Raw genomic sequence first — 21,828 nt, 5'->3', positions numbered from 1 at the left:
AAATGTATATGTTCTTCATAAACTTATTTTTGAAGAAATAATGAAGTTAGAACCTAATACTCAATTGATATACGAAACAAATCCTTTCCGTTGTATTGAAATGGTAGAAATGGAACAAGCGGAACTGGCTTTTTTAATCAATCCTATATGTCCAGAAGTCATTAAAAAATGTGCAGACAACGGGGAATTTATGCCTCAAAAGGCTACCTACTTTTTCCCTAAAATTCCAAGTGGTTTGGTTATTTATGAACTATCGAAAGAAAGTCTATAGCGGTTTATTTGCTCATAATTGTTTTAACAATATTGCTTAATATCGGAATATTCCAACCTGCCATTGTTGCACCTACACCTGCCATTAATAGAACAAACAGGATAGCAACTATACCCGCTATTGCTTCCCGAACCTTCGTTATTTTCATAGAGTAACCTCCTGATGTGAAAGTGTAAATATGAAAAACTATTTTGATAGTTTTTCTAAAGATGTATTAACAATTTCCATTAACTTTTTTCCATATTGGATATATGAATTGTACAACCGCTCTTCACTTTCTGCTTGTTGTCCTGTATGAATAATTGCAGCGAGATGAGGCTCAATAGAAAAACCACCATCATAACCCGATTGCAATAAGTCTGTAATGATTTCGGGAACATAGCCATCTCCTTCGCCGCATAAACAATATACATCTTCACCATTTATTTTTTTAGCGTCTTTTATGTGAACATATACTATATCTTTTTTTACGCTTAGATAATACTCCCAGGCATTTTGTCCATAAGTAACGGGATTACCTGTATCAAATACAACCTTTAAAGCAGGACTATTTACTTCGCCTAAAAGGATATTGCTATTTTCTGCGGATAAACCTCCCCAACCACTGCAGTTTTCATGCACAAGGATAATCCCATTATCTTCTGCAATTTGGGCTAATACCTTTATTCTGCGTATTGCTTCAGTTCTCCATTCTTTCTCATCAACAGGGTTTTTAGGGTCATTAGGATAACTCATAACGCGGATAAATTTTGTATTGAGTTGATGCATTCGAGGAATAGCATTTTTTAAATCATTAATGTCAATTTGAGGGTCGCATGTAATAGGACGAGCCCAATTGGCTATCGCACTCGCAAAACAGGAAACTTTCATCTGATTTTTTTCTAATTCGTCTTTTACATGTTGAAATACTTCTTCTGAAACTTGAGTAAAATTTACACCTTCAACCATTCTCAATTCCATATAGGACCAGCCCAATTCTTTATGAGCTTGTATTTGCTTTTGAATAGATTTCCCAGCTTCATCACTGATACCTGAATAATACATAATACTTTCCTTTCTCTGTATTTGTTATTAAATTATATTTTTTATCATTTGTGCTGAATTTTTTATACAGTCCAATTTTTCAGTTTCAGACTTTGTGTCATATTCCATGTGAACAGATATAGGCCCTTTAAATGAGCCTTGTTTAAGTATAATGTCAAGTATTGATTTCACAGGAACACAACCTTTCCCTAAGGGAACCCAAACAGTTTTGTTATTTTCAACTATGAAATCTTTTACAGCTACCATTCGTATCCAGGGAAGCATTGCTATTGTATTCGTTTTCCATGCTCCACCAAATCCTTCCGCTTTAACATGCCCTATATCAAAATTAGAACCCAAATAGGGCGAATTAATTTCTTGAAATACTTCGATAATGTCCCAGATAGGTCCTCCAAAATTATTCAAACCACTATGATTATGATACCCTAAAATCACATTGTATTTTTCAGCCAAAACCATTAACTTTTGCAAGTCTTTTTTTACTATTGAGATTTGTTCTTTAATATCTAAATCATCTTTATATTGATGATAACCGATACGAGCGTAAGGAATTTTTAGCGAACCCGCCGTTTTTAATATCTGTTCCGCGTAGGGGTCGTCAGCATTGAGCAAACGGGTTGTTATCATTATTACATCCATGTTATTTTTGCGGAAGATTTCGACAACTTTAGGTAGGTCTTTTTCTACTTTTTCCGGTGTTACATGTCCACCATCTCGAACAGTTAAATCAATACCATCAAGTCCGCAATTCTTACACGCAACCGCCAGTTGCTCCCAGTCAAGATTTTGTAAATATTTTGAAAATACAACAATTTTATTAGAAGCAGTTTCAGAATGACTTGTTTTATCTTCTGAATAGGTCTTTTGAAACGAGTGAGAAAGAAAAAGGGTTCCTAACGCCGTAGATGTTAAAAAGTTTCTTCGGGATAAATATTGCATTTATATATTCTCCTTATTGTTAGAATCTGTCCTTGTATTTTTATTAGATTTCTTTGTGGTTGTCTTCTTATAGGCTTTCCCAGACAAAATAGTTTTTCTTTCTTCCGATGTCATTGGAGTTCTATTTTTCACTGCTCTACTTGATTTTATTTTTTCATTATCTTCCAGTAAATCATCAATACATGCTTGGTGTTTATCTAACCAGACTTTTATAGGTTCGAAAACTTCTTCTTCACCATTTTCACCAAAAGCCAAATCGCAATGATTGTAATTATGTTTACAACCTGATTCTGTGCTAAGTATAAACATTTCTTTATCGGAGGACTTTAATGATTTAAAAAATTCTTTCGCTGAATCTAAATTTACAAAAGGGTCATCAGGAGCATAAAAAAGTAAAAGAGGAATGTTTAATTCCGATAAATGTTCAAGAATATTCAATTGACCATTTAACATTACCCATTTCTTTTCATTTATCCAAGCCATCATTTCATCAACCATTTTCGGTGAGGGAGGTTCTACCATTTTACACAAATCCCATGCACTCATATTGACATTGATATTTGAAGGATTAACGGGAAAAACAGAGTTGCCTATTTTGAAAAATTTTAATATAGGGATTAACATTCTGAAAAGCAAAAAGACAAAATTGGGAAATAATTTTTGGAATTGAACAAGTATGGAAGGAACATTTATTTTTGTATTGACAAATCCAATGGGAGATCCTAAAGTAATTCCACCTGCAATTTTATTATTTCCCTTGTAGATAAGATACGCATAAAGTAGCATACCGCCTAAAGAGTGCCCTATCCAGAAAAGTTTTTTGTATCCAGTCATTTTTAATATAAATTCAATGACTGCTTGAAGGTCGTAAACCAGGACATCATCAATCGAAGCATCCCAATGCGTTTTTCCAAATGGAGGTCTGGAAGATTTACATCCTCGTAAATCCATAGTCCAGCAATCAAAATTATGATTTTTTAAATATGAAACAATGCTTTGTTCATAGGGTAGTAGAAAGTTATTCTGATTTGAACCAAATCCATGAACAAACAAAATAGGGATGTTCTTTTCAGAATTATTTCTAAATCTACACAAACGAATTTCCCACAAGTCCTTTGTTCGAACATAATATATTTCATTTGTGTTTAAAGTCTCTTGATTGGATATATTCCAAACAAGGTAACCATAAAAAGAAATAATAAACAGTAGTAATACCAATAAAAAAAACAAAATACCAAACATATATTTCTCCTCTTTATATCTTATTATTTTATGATAAAATCGGCATATTTTAGTAATTCTTTATTTGTGAAAATATTTGTATATTTTTATTGCTAAATAGGGACCAATACCTTCAACATCCATAAGTTGTTCAATAGTAGCATTTTTGAGATTTTCAACTGATTTGAATTTAGAAAGTAGTTGATTAAATTTATTAGTCCCAATTCCAGGAATTTTTATATTTGATGTTAAATCTGTTTTTAATTTCTTTTTGCGTTGATATTGTATGGCAAAACGGTGTGCTTCATCACGAATTTGTTGAAGTAATAAGAGCGCGGGAGAATTTTTAGATTGAATAATAATTGGATTTGACCTGTTAGGAATAAAAAAACGGTCTTGTGTTGAAAAGAAATTCTTGTTAGAGGGCTTGTTCCTTGCTTTAGCCATCCCAACACATGAAATATCTTTTATATTTAAATCATTCAGCACAGAAACAGCAACGCCCAATTGCCCCTTACCTCCATCAATAAGCAATAAATCTGGCAATGGGATATCAGTCAAGTCACGAAAGCGTCGTGTAAGTGCCTCTCGAAGGGAATAATAATCATCATGTATATTCTCCTTCTTAATTGAAAATTTTCTGTAATGCGATTTGAAGGCAATTCCGTTTTCAAAAACGACCATACCCACAACTGTATTATCGCCTTGATAAGTGGATGCATCGAAACATTCTATTCTCTTTGGGATTTTAGAAAGATGGAGCATTCTTTGTATCTCTTGAAGTATAGCCCCTTTATTTGTTTGTAATTCTTTTTCTTCGAGAAATTTTGATTCAGCATTTTTGCATGCCAATTTTACCAGTTCTTCCTTTTCCCCGTGTTGTGGACATAGGATTAATACTTTCTTCCCTGTTTTAGAGAAAAATAATTCTGATAAAGTTTTTGTCTCTTTAATTTTTACAGGAAGAAGTATTTCTTGCGGGATAGGTAGTTTTTGTGTATATGTTTCAAGAATTAAAGAGCCAAAAAATTCAGAAAGAGGTATTTCTATGGGTATGTTCAAATTAAAAGTGCGAGACCCTATAAGTTTCCCTTCTTTATAAAATAGTATATAAATAACAAGATGGTTATCTGAAATATATATTCCCCATACATCTACATTATGGGATTGGTTAAAGATCAGGGTCTTTTGTGGTTCCATAATCTTGCGTAAAGCGAAAAGACGGTCCCTTACTATTCCAGCCTGTTCAAATTGTAATTCTTCGGAAAATTTTTTTATCTGTTGCAAAAATTCCTGTTCTAAAATATCCATTTTCCCCTGAAGCAATAAAATTGCCTGTTGAACAAGTTCAGAGTATTGTTCTTTGGAAATTCTATGGACACAAGGAGTCAGACATGTTCCTAATTCATAGTATAAACAGGGACGAGTTCTATTCCGAAAATTGTTATCAGTGCACCTCCGCAACGGAACTATATAATGAAGGTGTTTGTAAACATCACGGATTGTAGATGCTGAATGAAAAGGACCAAAGTAAACAGCAGTATCTTTTTTTGGTTTTCGAGTGAATGTTAATCGGGGAAAATCTTCGGATGGGTCTATCCGTAAAGACAAATAATTTTTGTCATCTTTTAATCGGATATTGTAGCGAGGTTTATATTGTTTAATAAGTGTATTTTCCAATAAAAGGGCTTCCCGTTCTGTGTCTGTAACCATATAATCAATTTTTTGGGTTTTGGAAATCAGGAAACGAACATGATAACGCGTATCCGTATTTTGGAGATATGAACGAATTCGAGACCTTAAGTTATTTGCTTTCCCAACATAGATAACTTTACTTTTCTCATCATAAAAAATATAGCAACCCGAACTTGTAGGAATCTTATCAATATTTATCAGAGAATTATTAATACTATCCTTAAATTTATTCTGACTCATTTTTGGGGGATTCTTGAGTTTCTTTAAGAACATTTGACTTTATATGGTTATATGGGTCTAAAGAAATATCATTACTTCGTATGTGAACATCTAATTGAGGGTAAGAAATCTCAATGTTTTCTTGTTTGAAACGATTAAATATTGTGCATAACAATTCATGCTGTAAATCTAAATAATAAGAAGAATGTGTAAACAAGCGAAGTTCAAATTCTAATGCACTGGGACCAAATCGTAGAAAATAGACACGGGGAGATGGGTCTGTTTCGGCAAAAGGATGTGATTGCCCAATTTCTGTTAATATAGAAACAACTTTGTTTATATCGGAATTATAACTTACACCAATGGGAATACATAAGCGGATTTTGGGTTCATTTCTGGTCCAATTAATTAACTGCTGGGTAAGTAAATCTTTGTTAGGAACTATTAATTCTTTATTATCCCAATTAACGATAGTTGTCGAACGCATTTGTAAAGATTTTACTTTTCCCGAGACATCTCCGATGGTAACAATATCCCCAATCCGCAGAGGCCTTTCAAATAAGAGTATTAATCCCGATACAAAATTAGCAACAATTTCTTGTAATCCAAATCCAAAACCTATGCCTAAACCCGCAACCAGCCATTGGACTTTATTCCATGTAATATTAACCAACCCCAAAGAAACTAATAAACCAATTGTGAAAATAATATATTTAGATAATGTAGTGATGGCATATCTTTCACCAGGCTGTATCTTTGTGTATTTGGATAGTAGATAATCGAAATAAAATGAAATATTTTTTATTATTAAAAATGTAATAATAATTATAGTAAGAGAAGCCAGAAGGTCTAATAGGCTTACCCATTCTTCAACAACAGGAGGTGGTAATGTCTGTCCCGTATTACCTTGTGCTGATTGAATATTTGTAGTATTAATTACCTCCGTAACAGAGGATGCCCGCCAGAGATGAATTTTATCTAAATAACTTAAAGCAGGGAAAATATCAGACCAGATGTAGATGGCTATAACAAAAAATAAAATGAATAGTAAATACCGAATAAATTTTTCTACATGATAGAACAAAAATTCACTTGTATCTGTTTCTAAAGACGATTTTTGTGAAGTAGAATCCTTGGATAGAGAGTGTGAAAGTTTCGTATGAGAGACTATAGATGTATTTAACGCAAACTTCCAATGATAGTATTTTAATACTGTCTCTGAAAATCGGTATGAAATAAACAGGATGGTTATAAGGAAGAGAGTAAAAAATAATTTCTTTGTTATTTCAAGACTTCCATAATTGTAACCAACGAAATTTAAGATAACGAGAAAAATACAAATGATAGATAAAGCAATCAAAAAATTACTTATAAAATTTATAATTCGGTTTTTAGAGCCTGGAAGCAGATATTTGTTTTTTAATAAAAAAGAAACATAAAAAGAGATAGTGGCAGATGATAATAAAAACAAAGAAAAGGAAATTCTAAACACAATATCTGCAAGCATAAACTCCGGAATGAGTTGGCTACTAATGAGAATTACAAATAGATTAATAATTAGCCAGATAAAAGAAATGCGAAACTTAAATCGTAATTCACTGAGATTATTTTTTAAAGGTTTGAGAATTATTTCAGAAAGAGAAGGAATCCTAATAAGAATACAGAATATTTCAAAAAACGCAATAGGGAAGAGCAGGAATTTTAATCCATTAGCAAGTATATGGACTAACTCAATACCTGATGAAAAGGTATCTAAATACATGCCAATTAAAAAGAACCATAACGGAACTAAAAATATCCGTATAAGAAATAGATATATAAAACGGATTAGTTTGCTGATAGTAAAATTCAAAGGGACTTTTATTTGTGTGGCTGTAAATTCTATTTGTTTCTCAAATCGATTGTTTATAAAAATTAAAATGATAAGTCCCAATAACCCTATGGAAAAGATAAAAATAACTTTATATGCTAATTCTCGATGGGGATATGTATTGAATTGAAGTAATATCTCATATAATTTATTGAATTCGGCTTTTAATAAGGTTAAACGAGGAAATGGTGAACGAATCCAGATAATATTTTCATCTATAAAATTATTAAATTCATAAGTATGTTGTAGCCATAGATTTAATGTCTCTATTGCTTGAGAAAGTAATGAAATATATTTTTCATAGTCACTAATTAATGTGGATAGAATATTTTTTTGTGTTTTTATTAAGTCATCTATGGATTTTTTTATGTTCTTTTTTTCAAATTCGGAGATATTCTGTGTGTACTGGTTAAATGTGTTCCACAACTGATTTTCAATTTCAGATATTTTTAGTCTTCTTGATAACAAGTCGTTATATTCATTTTCAATTAATAACAATTCATTATTGAATTTCTTTTGTAAGTTTTTTATCTCCTTAGGATTGGTTAATTTTGACTTCTCCTGTCGTAATGAAAATGCCCATCCCGATGTTGAAGCCCCGGCTATAGATTTTTGTTTTAATAAATCTAATTGTGTTTGCTGCTTTTTATATTCTTGATTGTAATTCTTATATTCTTCACTTATAGATGATATTTTACTCTCTATACCATCAGATTCACGAGCTTTTAAAGCCAATTTTAAGTTTTCCTGTGCTAAATTAGAAAGTTCATCTGTAAATAGCGAATTTGTTTTTGTTAAAGACTTTAAAAGATTTAATGAATCACGAATATTCTTCTGTACTTCTTCCTGTTTCCGATTATTGAATTCATCGTTCCAAAAATTATAAGTTTTTTCTTTTTCTCTTAATTCAAAGCGAAGTTTCTCAATTCTTGATGAAATTAAATTTGTTTTTAATTCAAAACTATCAAATTCTTTGTTTAAATATTCTAATTCTTTTTCTAAAGATAAAATTTGAGCATTGTTAAACAAAAGTTTTGCTTTTTGAATTAAAGGAGAGTCTTGTGAAGGTATTGTTGTATCTTTTAATGTTGTAAGTTGCTTTTTTATATCACCTATTCTTGATAAAAGAGATTTCCGATATTCATTCCTATCCTCAAATTCTTTATAAAGATTTTCAAATTCAGTTTGTTTTTGCTTATATTCTGTTTCCGATTGAATTAAATATTGATTAATTTCATCTATTGATAAATTTTTTGTATTGGGTAGTTCCGTTTTAGGGGGAGAAGAAAGAAAATCTTCATTGGATTTAATTTCTTCGGGAGCGTTTTTTATTTCTTGATTTAAATCTTCTAATTTTTTACTCCAATCATTTACAGACTGTATAAATGTTATTGTATCGTTTAATATTTTTTCAGTAGAATTTTTTAAATCATCTGCTAAAGAAGTATCTTTTTGAATTTCTCCTCTCAATGTTTCAATGGCTTCAGAGTTTATTTCTATTTCCTCTGAATAAGAAGAGGATAGCGTTAGTAACAGAGAAAGAAGAAAGAAAAAAGTAAATATTGGATAAAATACTCTCATAAATTAACCTTTTGTTATAACTTAAATTTATATTTTAACATGATTTGCAAATAAAACGATTACCGTGATATAAAGTATTAATTTGTATTACCAAAAAATATTTGTTCCGTTTATATAAAACAAGTTTTATGAGGATTTTATGGTTAGAGTAGAAGATTGTTTTGTAAAATTAGGTCCAAAAACAAAGTTCTATTGTGAAAAATTTTATGCTCCTCCCAAATCAAAACTTGCACTTTGGGGACCGAGTGGTTGTGGAAAAAGCACATTGCTAAATTTAATCTCAGGTTTATTACGACCAGATAGAGGTAAAATTATCGTAAATGGGGTAGAAATATCATCTATGTCTGAATCAAAATTAGACCAATTTCGAGGTGAAAATATAGGCTTTATATTTCAGACATTTAACCTTCTTCCACCTTTTACCGCATTACAAAATGTGGTATTAGGAATGCGTTTTAGCGATACAATTCCGTCATCAGAATGGAAAAAGAATGCTAAAAATTTACTAAATTATGTTGGTTTGGGAAACCGATTGAATAACAAACCTTCGCAATTAAGTGTGGGTGAACAACAAAGAGTTGCTATTGCACGGGCTGTTGCTAATAAGCAAAAATTAATTGTAGCTGATGAGCCTACAGGTAGTCTTGACCCCAAAACAGCAAATAATGTTATGGATTTATTACTAAAACTATGTGAAGAACAAGAGTTAACATTGTTATTAGTAACCCATGATAGAGGAATTGCTGAAAGGCTTCCTCAAATTTATGATTGTTCCAATTTAGTAAGTGAGGAGGTGGAAGTATGACTTTATGGGGTATAGCATGGGGATATTTATGGAATAGGAAATTTACGACTTTCCTGACTATTTTATCTGTAGCATTAGCAGTTGCACTTATCAGTTCGGTTTTGACCCTTCGAGAGGAAACGAGAAAAAGATTTGAGGAAGAAGGACAAGCATTTGATTTAGTAGTAGGTGCTAAAGGAAGTCCTTTGCAACTTGTATTGAGTAGTGTATATTTCATGGACAACCCTACAGGAAATATACCCTGGACAGTTTACGAGCAGATAAAAAATGATAAAGAATATGTTCAATCCGCATACCCGATTGCTCTTGGAGATAATTTTCAAGGATTTAGGATTGTAGGAACAGACGCAAGTTTGTTTGAGCATAAATGGATAAGCCCTATATCAGGAGAGGAGCGGCATCCATTTAAATTAAAAGAAGGTAAAGTTTTTGAAAAGCCCTTTGAAGCAGTGTTAGGGGCATTAGTAGCCCGAGAGACAGGGCTACATGTTGGAGATACTTTTATAAGTAGTCATGGGTTTGTTAAATTACCGGAAATGTTGGGGGGACATAACCATGAGCAAAATCCTTATACAGTAGTGGGAATATTTGATTTTTCTAATTCTCCTTTTGATAGGGCTATTTTTACATCCGTCAATTCTGTCTGGGACATTCATGGGGAACATCATGAAGAAATACATGAAGACAACCAAAATACGAAAGGAGAAGGTGATATAAAATATGAAGAATGGGGCAAAGACCCACATTCTATGATTACAGCTATTTTAGTCCAGTTACAAAGTCCAGCATTACGATTTCAATATCGTGAAATGATTCGAGAATCCACAGTTGCGATGGCAGCAACCCCCGTAGAAGAAATTTCAAAATTATTTGAGCAATTTTTAGGGACAGCCAAGACCGTACTTTTAGCTGTGGGGTACTTAGTTGTTATAATATCTGCATTATCAATTATGATTGGTTTATATTTAGCCATTATCCAAAGAAGACGGGATTTAGCCATAATGAGAGCCTTAGGTGCATCGAGAATAGAAATATTTGGTTCTGTTCTAATCGAATCTTTCTGGGTTACTGTATTAGGTATCCTGGCGGGTTATTTTTTAAGTGGAATTATATCCCATATAGTAGGATATTATTTATCCCAAAAATATGGATTAAGCATAACTTCTTTTATATTAACATCAGAACATATTACATCATTTGCAACAGTAGCAGTGGTCGGCTTACTGGCAGGAATAATCCCTGCATGGCAAGCCTATAAGCGAAACATTGCAAGAGATTTAATGGAACTATAAGAAAGAGTAGTTTGGAGTGATATGAGATTCAGAGCCAAAAGAGATTTAACTATTTTTGTAGGGGTTATTTTTATTATTTCTGTTGTTGCTTTAATGAATAACTTTTTTGAACGAAGCAGTTTAGCAGAACGAAGTGAAAAATGGAGACAGATGGTAGAAAAGGAAAGGGAGAAAAAGGGTATTGACATAATTTCATGGAAATTATTACAAAAGACAAAAGGAAATATGCGAACCGGACCTACTTTTGATGAAGCACTTTTACCTTATGATAAACAAAATATACATATTGTTGGTTTTATGGTACCTTTAAATGAATTCCGTAATATAAAAGAATTCTTACTACTACCATTACCCATAGAATGTTATTTTTGTCAGGCTCCACCCATGAGAGATGTTGTTATTGTGCAAATGGCTGAAAATGAAAAGACCAACTTATATAGAGAACCTGTTCTTATTAATGGCACATTAAATCTTCAAAAGGGGAAAGGTGTTAAGTTTTTCTATATTGTAACCGATGCCCGTATTGGACCAGCGAAAGAAGGTGGGCAACTAACAATTAAAACTGTCCAGCCACAACACATGATGCATGTTCAGCCTGCCCCTCAAGAACAGTTATTAGAAGGGGTGGAATCCCCATCTTCCACGGGAACAACAGAAAATACAAACAAATAAACTACTATTTTTTTACACTCTTTTTTAATGCCTGGTCAATATCCGCAATAATATCCTCAGGTTCTTCAATCCCTACAGCCAGACGGAATAAGGTATCTGTTATACCTAATTCATATCTTTCTTTTCGTGTGTAATCGTAATAACTAACAAGGGCAGGATGAGTAATGAGCGTTTCCACACCACCTAAACTCGGGGCAATATAGCATAGTTGTAATGAATCCATGAATTTTTTTGCAGTATTTAAATTCCCTTTTATGTCAAATGTTACAACTCCGCCAAATCCTTTCATTTGTGCTTTGGCTATCTGATGGTGTGGATGGCTTTCTAATCCTGGATAATATACCTTTTTAATTTGTGGATGACCTTCTAAAAATCTCGCTATTAACATAGCGGTATTGTTTTGTCTTTCCATTCTTAAAGAAAAAGTTTTCAAGCCTCTCAAAAGAAGATAACAACAATGCGGGTCAATAACCCCTCCCATTGCTTTATGGAGTTTTCTTACTTCTTCTACCAATTCACTACGGCCTAATACCGCTCCAGCTAATATATCATTATGCCCTGCAAGATATTTCGTGCAACTATGTAAAACAAGGTCCACACCGAACTCTAAAGGTCTTTGATTATAAGGTGTGCTAAAAGTAGAATCAATTAAAGTTAAAACCCCGTATTTTTTTGCAATTTTGTGAAGTCTTTCCAGGTCAAATATATTTAAATAAGGATTGGTTGGGGATTCAGAAAAGATAAATTTTGTATTGGGTTGAATGGCTTTTTCAAGAGCATCATAATCACCAAAGGGGACTATGGTGCATTCAACTCCAAATCGTAGAAGATAGGAACTACAAAACTCCAATGTTTTTTTATAGGCATCATCTGTAATAACGATATGGTCATTACTACGAACAAGAGCAAGAATTGTTGTGGTAATGGCACTCATGCCAGAACCGAAGACAAGACAATCTTCAGCACCTTCTAATGCAGAAAGTCTTCGTTCTGCTACTAATTCAGTTGGATTCCCATACCTTCCATATTCAAATCGTGTTTTTCCGTGTTTCGTATAATCTTCGATTTCTTTCGAATTTTTAAACACATAGGTGCTGGTTTGAACAATAGGAGTGGTTATTGAGTCTGCATAACGGGTACGGTCTTCTCCTGCATGTACAGACTGGGTTGACATACCGAGAGTATCAGAATGAAATATTGTATTATCATTCAAGACTTTTGTTTTCTTTTTACTCATAAAAAAACTCCAAAATTAGAAGGGAATGTAGATATTTTAAAACAACCCCTCTCTATAAATAAAAAAGGAAATTTGTATTTCAGATTTACTATTTTGACAGAATCTTTTGGATTAATTTCAGTGCTTTATTTGAATCTTTGCTGTTATCAAAAGAAATCCATATACTGCAATTTTTACCGATAGAAGAAGCAGATATACCACGGATATTAATCCCTGCCGATGCAAGTGTCTTTACCAGCAGTAAACCCAAACCTACTTTATCTGGTCCTGTTATTTTTAATACCGAAATATCTTTATTTTTTTGAAAACCTAACAACTTTGCTTTTTTAATAACAGCTGTCCCTTCTAACGGACATAAAAATGCAACTCCTTTACCCGAAGAGGTTCTGCGGGCTAATAAAAAGTTAAGATTAGCTCCGACTTCCACAAGAGGCTGAAGTACATTACTTAAGCCACCGGGCTGGTCTAATATTTCTACAGACCAAACATCTACCTTTTTAATTTCATATCCCATAACTTATCTCCTTTATAATTAAGGTTTCGTAGTGTTTATAATCATATAACAAAGTTAACAATATAATATCAAAAATTACAAATTTTATGGATAAAACAATTCCTTTTCATGTAATGGCAAAACCTGCAAGTTCTGCTTGTAATCTAAGATGTATCTATTGCTTTTATTACGAAAAGAAAAATATTTTCAAAAAGCAAAAAATAATGTCGGATGAAATACTGAATCGTTATATTGAGGATTATATTAAAAGCAACCCCGCAGAAGAAGTTATTTTTGGATGGCAAGGAGGAGAACCCACATTAGTAGGACTTCCATTCTTTGTAAAAGTTGTTGAATTGCAGGAAAAATATAAAGGCTCTAAAAAAATATTGAATACATTACAAACCAATGGAATATTATTAGATAAAGACTGGGCAAATTTCTTAAAGAGCAATCGTTTTTTAGTAGGTATTTCTATTGACGGACCGGAAGAAATTAATAATCAATTTCGGGTAGATAGTAATGGAGTGGGAACATTTGAGAAAGTGATACAGGTAGTTCAACTATTAAAGGAAGAGAAAGTAGAATTTAATACACTTACTTGTGTTCATCGAAAAAACTGGATGAAAGGAAAAGAAATATATCAATTTTTGAAATCTATTGGAAGTCAGTTTTTGCAATTTATCCCTATTGTAGAAAGAATGGGAGACAGTCGTTCTGATGGATTAAAATTGGTACACCCGGGTGATGAGGAAGCAGAAATAACCAATTGGTCAATATTACCAGAACAATGGGGATATTTCCTGAATGCCATTTTTGATGAATGGGTAAGGCAGGATGTTGGAAAAATATTTGTGCAGATGTTTGATATGACCCTTGCAGGGTGGATGGGTATCGAACCTCCTTTATGTATTCATAGTAAAAATTGCGGCAAAGCTGTTATTTTAGAATCGAATGGGGATGTATATTCCTGTGACCATTTTGTATATCCCGAATATCGTCTTGGGAATATATTGGAAACATCATTATCAGAGATGATAAATTCAGAATTTCAGGATAATTTTGCCCGTGAGAAATCAAATTTAACGAATAAATGTCGAAGGTGCAAGTATCTTTTTTTATGTAATGGAGCTTGTCCAAAACATCGTTTTATAAAAATTCCAGGTGAGGTGACAAAGCAAAACTATCTATGCAAAGGATATTTTAATTTCTTCAAGCATACAGAACCCTATATGCAATATATGGCAAATCAACTTCGTAAAGGTCAGGCACCCGCAAATATTATGAATGAGATTCGTGGCAAACAAAAAACAAATTCCATTTCTAATATTAACCCTAATGATTTATGCCCATGTGGGAGTGGAAAGAAATTTAAAAAGTGTTGTGGAGCGAATAGAGAGATATAATTATTCAACAAAGCGTTTTATCTTTTGCTATAAATTCTTCCCATCGTTTGTTGATATATTCCTGTAATTCCTCTAATACATCAGAATTGATATTTCCAAATCGTTTTTGAGCAGATAAGTATTCTGTAAGGGGTTTTAATTTGCCATCTTTAGCAAGTCGTCTACTTCGTCCTGTCAAGCGAAATATCCCGTTTTCAATTTCATACAGAACAACCGCCCCTGTTTCTACAGCCAGTTGTCCAATTGTTACCGTATTTTGAGGGTCATATTGCCAGCCAGAGGGACAGGGAACGCAGAGATGAATATATCTTAATCCATATATCCCCCTTGCTTTTTTTACTTTGTCATATAAGTCTGTGGGGTAAGATACACATGTCGTTGCTACATAAGGAATATGATGTGCCTCCATAATTTGTCCCATATCTTTAGGACTATGCATTTTCCCAATTATAGGAGTTGTTGTCGTTTTAACTCCTTTAGGAGTGGCACCTGACCGCTGTGTCCCTGTATTCATGTATGCTTCATTATCGTAGCAGATAAATAAAAAGTTGGCATTTCTTTCAGCTGCACCACTGAGAGCCTGAATACCAATATCATAAGTTCCACCATCTCCAGCCATTGCTAATACGGTAATATCTTCCTTTTTTAAGGCTTTTAATCCTGCTACGACACCTGATGCCATAGCCGCTGTGCCCGGGAAAACGGAATTAATCCAGGGTACCGTAACGGAAGAAACAGGGTACATTCCCCCTAATACCGTAAGACAGGAAGCAGGAACAGTCATAACGCATTTGCCTTCTAATGCCTTTAAAATATATCGCAAACCTATTCCAAGACCGCATCCCGCACAGGAACGGTTGCCTGGCAACATGTATTCATCAACAGGTAATTCAAGTATCGAAGTCATACTACTTTTCCTAATATTTACAGTTAATCCATTGGGATTCGTATATATTTTCAGGGGTTAATCCCTTATTTAAATACTTATTCCAGTAATCGTATGCTGTTTCTGCTATTTCATAAGGTTTTATATCTCTTCCACCAAGTCCTGCTATAAAACTGATAACGATAGAGGAAATACCTGCTTCAAGCAAACAGGATTTTACATCAATACATATAGGACCCTGATATCCATAACTAAGACTTTTATCAATGGTTAATATGAGTTTTTTGTTTTTTAATGCTGACGATAGTTTTTGATTAGGAAAAGGCCTATATGACCTTAAAGAAACCAATCCTATGGGGACATTTTGTTCTCGTAACATGTCCACGACTAAAATGTTCATTTTAGACAAACTACCAGCACAAACAATTACAACTTCTGCATCATCGGTTTTATAAAGTGAAAATAATCCTCCGGCACTTCTGCCAAAGATATCTTTATATTCCAAATCAACTTCTTCAATTGTATTTAGGCTATCCCGAAGGGCTTTATGATGAAGATATTTGTGTTCCATATATCCATGGCAGAGAACCCCCTCTGCATTGTATCTGGGCTCGGCAAGAGTAACAGGATTGATATTAACCGGATTATTTATATCTAATGGAGTATGGGGTGTGTAAGACGGTAAAAAATTTTTTACCTTATTACCATCGGGAACTTCAAGAGGCATTACAGTGTGAGAAAGTATATAACCATCATAACAAACCATAACCGGAAGATATACTTTTTCTGCAATACGATATGCCTGTATAATCGTATCAATTATTTCCTGATTATCTTTACAAAATAATTGTATCCATCCTGCGTCTCTTTGAGACATGGAATCCTGTTGGTCATTAAGAACACTCCATGGTGCCGCCATTGCCCGATTTACGCAAGCCATTACGATAGGCAAACGCGAACCCGATGCCCAATGAAGTTGTTCGCACATGTATGCCAATCCATTGGCACTTGTTGCCGTGAAAACACGAGCACCAGCAATTGAAGCACCTATACATACCCCCATGGCACTATGTTCACTCTCTACAGGAACAAATTCTGCAGGTAATTCTCCATCTTCTACAAACTTAGCCAAATCTTCTACAACGGGTGATTGGGGAGTGATAGGATATGCGGCGATAACCTGCACTCCACAAAGAAACGCTCCAATAGCGGCAGATTGATTCCCCGTAAGCACATATTCCCCGGGAGGATATGCTTTAGGATTTGATGAGTGATTGTGAATATTAATCGTTTTTTCGTTGTTCAGAACTGTCATATTCGTTTTCCATTTGTATAGCGTCCGCAGGACATATTTGTGCACAAATCCCACAACCTTTACAATATGTTAAATCTACAGGTCCCCCCGGTTTTCTTTCTATAGCACCTTCTGGACAAAAAGCCCAACATTGATAACAAATATCTTTGTTCGCCTTTGCAGCCAAACATTTTTCTTTATTAACAACGGGGCGTTGGGTTCTCCATTCACCTGTTTTACCGGCTTCCCCTTTCGCAGGAGAAGAACCTGATATTATATGTCCACAATCGCGTGTATTCATGATTTTTGTAACTCCTGAAAATTACTTTCTGATTTCTCTACAATACATTCTTTATAAACACGGGAAATAACATCAAAATTCTTTGATACCGCCTTAGGAGAAAAAAATTGTTCTAATGCTCTGTGAATATGTGAAAAGTCTATATTCGGTAAGATATGAAGAAAAGTCCCTAACATAGGGGTGTTTACTAATGGTATCCCTGCATAGATAAGCCCCGCTTCCTCTGCAATCTTTGTTGCATTTACCCTTATAAAATTAAAGTGATTTTGTAAAAAGTCATATTCAAATTGCGGCGGAGTGTTTAAAACAACCCATCCATGGGATTTCAATCCCTGAGTAATATTTGTGGATTTTAACAATGTATTATCGAGTATAACTACAATATCCGGCGAATCAATCTGACTGAAATCGCAAATAACATCTTTACTTAATTTTGTTGTTGCTATTACAGGGGCACCTCTTCTTTCAGCACCAAAAAATGGGGCAGAAGTAACACCTTTGTAACCCGAAATAAATCCCGCCACTGCAAGAATTTTTGCGGATGTTACAGCACCCTGTCCACCTCTACCATGCCATCGTATTTGTATTATATTGTCTTTTTTATAATTTCGGAAAAAATTAGAAACTTCTTTATACTGCTCCATGTAAAAACCTAACTAATATAAATAATAAAATAATTTAGAAGTTATTTAATTAAAAATTTAACATTATTTATAGGTAATTTGCAAAAAAACGGATTTAAATGATAAAAGAAACAACACAAAAGATTACTAATAATTTCTAAACAAAAAACAAGGATATGTCTCTGGCAGGTTATTTTTATTAAAATTTTCTATAAGAGGATATATAGAATATAATAAGTCGTTTATAGATTTGATGGGGTTTGCATCAATCCAGTTTACCCTTTTGTCAGACCGAAACCATGTTATCTGGCGTTTCGCATATCTTCGATGATGTAATTTTATATTGCACATAGTCGTAGAAATGTCTTGCATCCCCTTCAAAAAGTAAACAATTTCTCTATATCCCAATGCTTTTAATCGGTATATATCTTTTTCATAACCTTTTTCTAATAGAATTTTTACCTCATCTATCCAACCTTCTTTGATCATTTCATCTACTCGATTATTAATTCGCTCATACAAAATATCTCGTTCCCAATTTATCGCAATTTGTAATACATTTAGGGGCTGGGCTTGTTGTTGATGTTGTCTGTGCCATTCAGAAAAGGGAATTCCTGTTAACTCATATACTTCTAATGCTCGAATAACACGAACAATATCATTAGGACTTGTTAATTTTGAAAAGTATACAGGGTCAACATCTTTTAATATTTTTACAAGATGTTCTGGCCCCTGTTCCACCAATTGTTTTTTTAGTCTTTTTCTTATATCCTCAGAAGAGGCAGGGCCTTCGAATAATCCATCTATGAGAGCAGATGTGTAAAGACCCGAACCACCCACAATAATAGGAACCTTTCCCTCATTTTTAATTCTATTCAATTCTCTTCTCGCTAATTCCTGAAATATACCCGCATTCATACGGAAATCAGGAGGAACAAAAACTAAAAAATGATGGGGTATTCTTTTCCTTATTTCCGTAGATGGAACAGCTGTCCCAATCTCCATACCTTGATAAAACTGCATGGAATCCGAGGAAATAATTTCACTATTAAATTCTTCTGCCAGTCGAATAGAAAGAGCTGTTTTCCCAGATGCGGTGGGTCCTACTACGGCTATTGCATCCATTACTGTCTTCTCCGGAAGCTTTTTTCCATTTGTTGCAAGGTTAATTCTATTAAAATAGGCCTTCCGTGAGGGCATGTATATGGAGGTGTTAGGGATTTAAATCCTTTTATTAAATACAATCGTTCCATAGGTTCTAATTTATCGCCTGCTTTAACTGATTTTTTACATGCTTTAGTTGCAATACTCAATAGGGATTCAAAATAATTTTCTTTTTCAAACAAATCGCCCTGTACCATTTCTTCAAGTAGTTCAAAAACAATATCTTTTATTTTACCTTCATCATATAATTCACATATAGATGTTATTTGAAATGTGTTTTCTCCAAAGGGTTCAATATCAATACCTATCTTTTGGAATATTTCCTTTTTATCTTCCAAAATCTTAAAATAATTAGATGGAACTTCTATAAGAATAGGTATAACAAGCTGCTGAAAGACAAAATCCTTTTCCTGCAATTCTTTCTTTAACTGTTCAAAATTTAATCGTTCATGTAGAGCATGTTGGTCAATAATTAAAATACGGTCTTTTTCCGGAAGAACTAAATAAGAATCAAAAACTTGTATTGGAATTTCTTCTCCCGGAACAAATTCGGAAAAAATGGGATGGGGTAAAAGTGAAGGTTGCTCCTCTTGTGCTTGTTTCTCATTTGAAGAAATATGTGTTTTGTCCCTATCCGTATTAAAAAAAATATGGGTATCTTCTGTAATGGTTTTTTGTTGAGATTCTACAGGTTCATTTTCTACCGAATCATTAGTGCTTTTAGGAATCGCCTCAATATCGGAGTTATCGATAAATGTAGATGAGGTATCTATATTAGAATAAGCCGAAACAGCAGGAACGGGTTGTTGCTTTTCAGTTATTTGTGGGGTTATTTGTGGGGAATCGTAATGTTTTTGTCCCGGTATGAGGGATAATTGATTACGAAGAGTTGTTACGATATGCTTGGAAATAATTCTTTCATCTCTAAATTTAATTTCTTTTTTAGTAGGATGAATGTTGACATCAACCCATTGTGGAGGTAGTTCTATAAAAAGAATAGCGACAGGGTATCTGCCCACCATAACAAGGTTTCTATAGGCTTCTTCCAGACTGTATTGTAAAGTTCGACTGGAAACAGGCCTTTTATTGACAAAAAATAATTGATGGGAACGATGAGAACGAGTCAGAGAAGGTAATCCAACATACCCATAAATAGTAATAGGCATAACTTCGGATTCGTTAGAGAAAAGATTATGAGTTACAGGTTTTATGTGTAACATCTCTGATACAGTAGACTTACCCCAAATAAGAGAAATCCTATTGTATAAATTTATGCCAGGGGGAATATCAAAAAGAAGTTTGTCGTTATGGAATAATTTAAAACCAACATCTTCATGAGCAAGGGCATATTTCTGGACAATATCAATACAATGGCTTAATTCTGTAGTTAAGCCTTTTAAGAATTTTAACCTTACAGGGGTATTAAAAAAGAGGCGATTTACAGAGATTTTTGTTCCCTGTGGGCTACCTACAGAGGAAACAGATTTTAATATGCCACCATTAACAACAATTTGCGTGCCTGTATTATCCTGCAATCGTTTTGTGGTTAAAACAAACTGAGATACAGCAGAAATACTGCTCAATGCTTCACCACGAAATCCAAAGGTATGTATCGCTTCGAGATCTTTCGCTGAGGTAATTTTACTTGTCGCATGTCTCTCTATAGCAAGAATGGCGTCTTGTTCAGACATTCCGATACCATCATCAATAACTTCAATAAGCCTTAAACCGGATGCAGAAAGACGAATTGTAATTCGTTTTGCCCCAGCATCTATGCTATTTTCAATGAGTTCTTTTACAACAGATGCAGGTCTTTCAACAACTTCTCCAGCGGCAATCTTGTTAGTTATTTCTTCAGGAAGTACTCTTATTTTATTTTCTTTGTCTGACATAATAAGACCTGATTACAAAATTAATATGATTATAATATTATAAAAAAAAGAGATAGGGAATAGATTATTTTTTCTTTTTCTTGGAACTTTGTTGAATTTCTGCAGAAGTTTGTTGAATTTTGTGATAGGTCCGTAATAACCAGAAGAGGAAAATTCCCAGTAAAATTTCCAGAATGCAAAACATTTGTTGGTCGCTTAAAACACCAAAACCTAAAACAGTAGAGTTATGGTCGCCACGGAAAAATTCATTGATGAATCGAAGTAATCCATGTAAAAATAAATATGAGGGAATGGTAAAACCTGTAAATGGATTCCATTCATCACGAAGATATATCAATACAACACAAAGAAAAACGAGACCTACTACAGCATACAATTGTGTTGGATGAACAGGAAGAGACCATCCATTGTTTCCAGGATAAGACTGGTAAACAGGGCAACCTTCTGGGAAAGAAATAGCAAAGGGAAGATTGGAAGGTTTCCCATAACAGCAACCATTGAAAAAACATCCTATCCTACCTATTCCTTGTCCTAATGCTAAGTAAGGAACGGCACAATCCGATATTAATAGGAAAGAAACTTTTCTTCGACGCATAGCCCAAAAAACATAACCAAAGGCAAAGGGGAGAGCACCTTGAAAAACAAGTCCACCCTGCCATATAGCAATCCACCCAATAGGATTGGTAATGGAGTATTCATAAGGAAACATGATAATATGGAAAACACGAGCACCTATGATACCGGCAAGAAGAGCAAATATAGCTTCACTCTGGATAATTTCCGGGTCAATTCCTCGTTTGCGTGCATCGCGTTGTGTGAGATGGAGTGATAATAAAAAGGCTATGGCAATACATAAACCATAACTGTGTATTTTAAGCCAACCAAATTCTATAATTGTGGGATACATAATGTAATGACAATAG

The 21,828-nt window shown here is 33.7% G+C and carries 20 protein-coding genes; 5 read left to right on the top strand and 15 right to left on the bottom strand.

Translation table 11 applies throughout. The annotated features are described in order from the left end of the window. Window positions 1-271: DUF1015 domain-containing protein (locus PLA12_07085; protein HOQ32258.1), on the top strand; the 271-nt coding region annotated here is incomplete at its 5' end. Window positions 272-275: 4 nt separating this feature from the next. Here the strand turns inward: PLA12_07085 and PLA12_07080 are convergent. From PLA12_07080 to PLA12_07055, 6 genes are read right to left on the bottom strand one after another with little or no spacing between them, the layout of a single operon-like run. Continuing rightward, window positions 276-419 (bottom strand): hypothetical protein, encoded by a 144-nt coding sequence (locus PLA12_07080; protein ID HOQ32257.1) that lies wholly within the window; start codon window positions 417-419, stop codon window positions 276-278. Window positions 420-457: 38 nt separating this feature from the next. Then, the gene (locus PLA12_07075) at window positions 458-1,315 is read right to left on the bottom strand and encodes a sugar phosphate isomerase/epimerase family protein (protein ID HOQ32256.1); all 858 of its coding nucleotides are present in this window, start codon (window positions 1,313-1,315) and stop codon (window positions 458-460) included. Window positions 1,316-1,342: 27 nt separating this feature from the next. Further along, entirely contained in the window at window positions 1,343-2,254 is a 912-nt protein-coding gene (locus PLA12_07070) for a sugar phosphate isomerase/epimerase family protein (GenBank protein HOQ32255.1), read from the bottom strand. Continuing rightward, the gene (locus tag PLA12_07065; protein HOQ32254.1) at window positions 2,255-3,496 is read right to left on the bottom strand and encodes an alpha/beta fold hydrolase; all 1,242 of its coding nucleotides are present in this window, start codon (window positions 3,494-3,496) and stop codon (window positions 2,255-2,257) included. It abuts the gene before it with no gap. A gap of 60 nt (window positions 3,497-3,556) precedes the next feature. After that, window positions 3,557-5,410, bottom strand: coding sequence for an excinuclease ABC subunit UvrC (gene uvrC, locus PLA12_07060; protein HOQ32253.1), 1,854 nt, complete (start codon window positions 5,408-5,410; stop codon window positions 3,557-3,559). Continuing rightward, a complete protein-coding gene (locus tag PLA12_07055; protein ID HOQ32252.1) occupies window positions 5,397-8,840 on the bottom strand; it encodes a mechanosensitive ion channel in 3,444 nt (1,147 codons plus the stop codon). The genes uvrC and PLA12_07055 overlap by 14 nt, the downstream gene beginning before the upstream one ends. 139 nt (window positions 8,841-8,979) lie before the next feature. Here PLA12_07055 and PLA12_07050 point away from each other — a divergent pair, with 139 nt between their 5' ends. Genes PLA12_07050 through PLA12_07040 form a run of 3 tightly spaced genes read left to right on the top strand, consistent with a single transcriptional unit; the run spans window position 8,980 to window position 11,609 of the window. Then, entirely contained in the window at window positions 8,980-9,645 is a 666-nt protein-coding gene (locus PLA12_07050) for an ABC transporter ATP-binding protein (GenBank protein HOQ32251.1), read from the top strand. Beyond that, the gene (locus PLA12_07045) at window positions 9,642-10,937 is read left to right on the top strand and encodes an ABC transporter permease (GenBank protein HOQ32250.1); all 1,296 of its coding nucleotides are present in this window, start codon (window positions 9,642-9,644) and stop codon (window positions 10,935-10,937) included. Before PLA12_07050 ends, PLA12_07045 begins: the two co-directional genes overlap by 4 nt. Window positions 10,938-10,958: 21 nt before the next feature. After that, window positions 10,959-11,609, top strand: a complete 651-nt coding sequence (locus PLA12_07040; protein HOQ32249.1) for a DUF3299 domain-containing protein — start codon at window positions 10,959-10,961, stop codon at window positions 11,607-11,609. A gap of 4 nt (window positions 11,610-11,613) precedes the next feature. On the opposite strand, the gene PLA12_07035 is transcribed toward PLA12_07040, so the two are convergent. Continuing rightward, window positions 11,614-12,846: an aminotransferase class I/II-fold pyridoxal phosphate-dependent enzyme gene (locus PLA12_07035; protein HOQ32248.1), complete on the bottom strand. Its 1,233-nt coding sequence runs from the start codon at window positions 12,844-12,846 to the stop codon at window positions 11,614-11,616. Window positions 12,847-12,934: 88 nt separating this feature from the next. Then, on the bottom strand, window positions 12,935-13,360 hold the full coding sequence (locus PLA12_07030; protein HOQ32247.1) for an amino acid-binding protein: 426 nt from the start codon (window positions 13,358-13,360) through the stop codon (window positions 12,935-12,937). Window positions 13,361-13,446: 86 nt separating this feature from the next. Here PLA12_07030 and PLA12_07025 point away from each other — a divergent pair, with 86 nt between their 5' ends. Next, entirely contained in the window at window positions 13,447-14,745 is a 1,299-nt protein-coding gene (locus tag PLA12_07025) for an anaerobic sulfatase maturase (GenBank protein ID HOQ32246.1), read from the top strand. Window positions 14,746-14,749: 4 nt separating this feature from the next. Here the strand turns inward: PLA12_07025 and PLA12_07020 are convergent, their stop codons facing one another. The 7 genes from PLA12_07020 to lgt all read right to left on the bottom strand — a co-directional run bounded on the left by PLA12_07020 (window position 14,750) and on the right by lgt (window position 21,812). Then, window positions 14,750-15,652, bottom strand: a complete 903-nt coding sequence (locus tag PLA12_07020; GenBank protein HOQ32245.1) for a thiamine pyrophosphate-dependent enzyme — start codon at window positions 15,650-15,652, stop codon at window positions 14,750-14,752. Window positions 15,653-15,662: 10 nt separating this feature from the next. Beyond that, on the bottom strand, window positions 15,663-16,946 hold the full coding sequence (locus PLA12_07015) for a pyruvate ferredoxin oxidoreductase (protein ID HOQ32244.1): 1,284 nt from the start codon (window positions 16,944-16,946) through the stop codon (window positions 15,663-15,665). After that, window positions 16,915-17,226, bottom strand: coding sequence for a 4Fe-4S binding protein (locus PLA12_07010; protein ID HOQ32243.1), 312 nt, complete (start codon window positions 17,224-17,226; stop codon window positions 16,915-16,917). Before PLA12_07010 ends, PLA12_07015 begins: the two co-directional genes overlap by 32 nt. Beyond that, window positions 17,223-17,870 carry a 2-oxoacid:acceptor oxidoreductase family protein gene (locus PLA12_07005; protein HOQ32242.1) on the bottom strand — a complete coding sequence of 216 codons (648 nt, stop codon included), beginning with the start codon at window positions 17,868-17,870 and terminating at the stop codon, window positions 17,223-17,225. The genes PLA12_07010 and PLA12_07005 overlap by 4 nt, the downstream gene beginning before the upstream one ends. A gap of 126 nt (window positions 17,871-17,996) precedes the next feature. After that, window positions 17,997-18,974, bottom strand: coding sequence for a tRNA (adenosine(37)-N6)-dimethylallyltransferase MiaA (miaA, locus tag PLA12_07000; protein HOQ32241.1), 978 nt, complete (start codon window positions 18,972-18,974; stop codon window positions 17,997-17,999). After that, window positions 18,974-20,905 (bottom strand): DNA mismatch repair endonuclease MutL, encoded by a 1,932-nt coding sequence (gene mutL / locus PLA12_06995; protein HOQ32240.1) that lies wholly within the window; start codon window positions 20,903-20,905, stop codon window positions 18,974-18,976. Before mutL ends, miaA begins: the two co-directional genes overlap by 1 nt. Before the next feature lie 64 nt (window positions 20,906-20,969). After that, a complete protein-coding gene (lgt, locus tag PLA12_06990; GenBank protein ID HOQ32239.1) occupies window positions 20,970-21,812 on the bottom strand; it encodes a prolipoprotein diacylglyceryl transferase in 843 nt (280 codons plus the stop codon). Window positions 21,813-21,828: the final 16 nt, after the last annotated feature.

Origin of the sequence: Candidatus Hydrogenedens sp. (genome assembly GCA_035378955.1) — a bacterium.
Lineage (GTDB): Bacteria > Hydrogenedentota > Hydrogenedentia > Hydrogenedentales > Hydrogenedentaceae > Hydrogenedens.
Note: the sequence above shows the minus strand (reverse complement) of the source record. Positions and strands in the feature narration are given on the sequence as shown.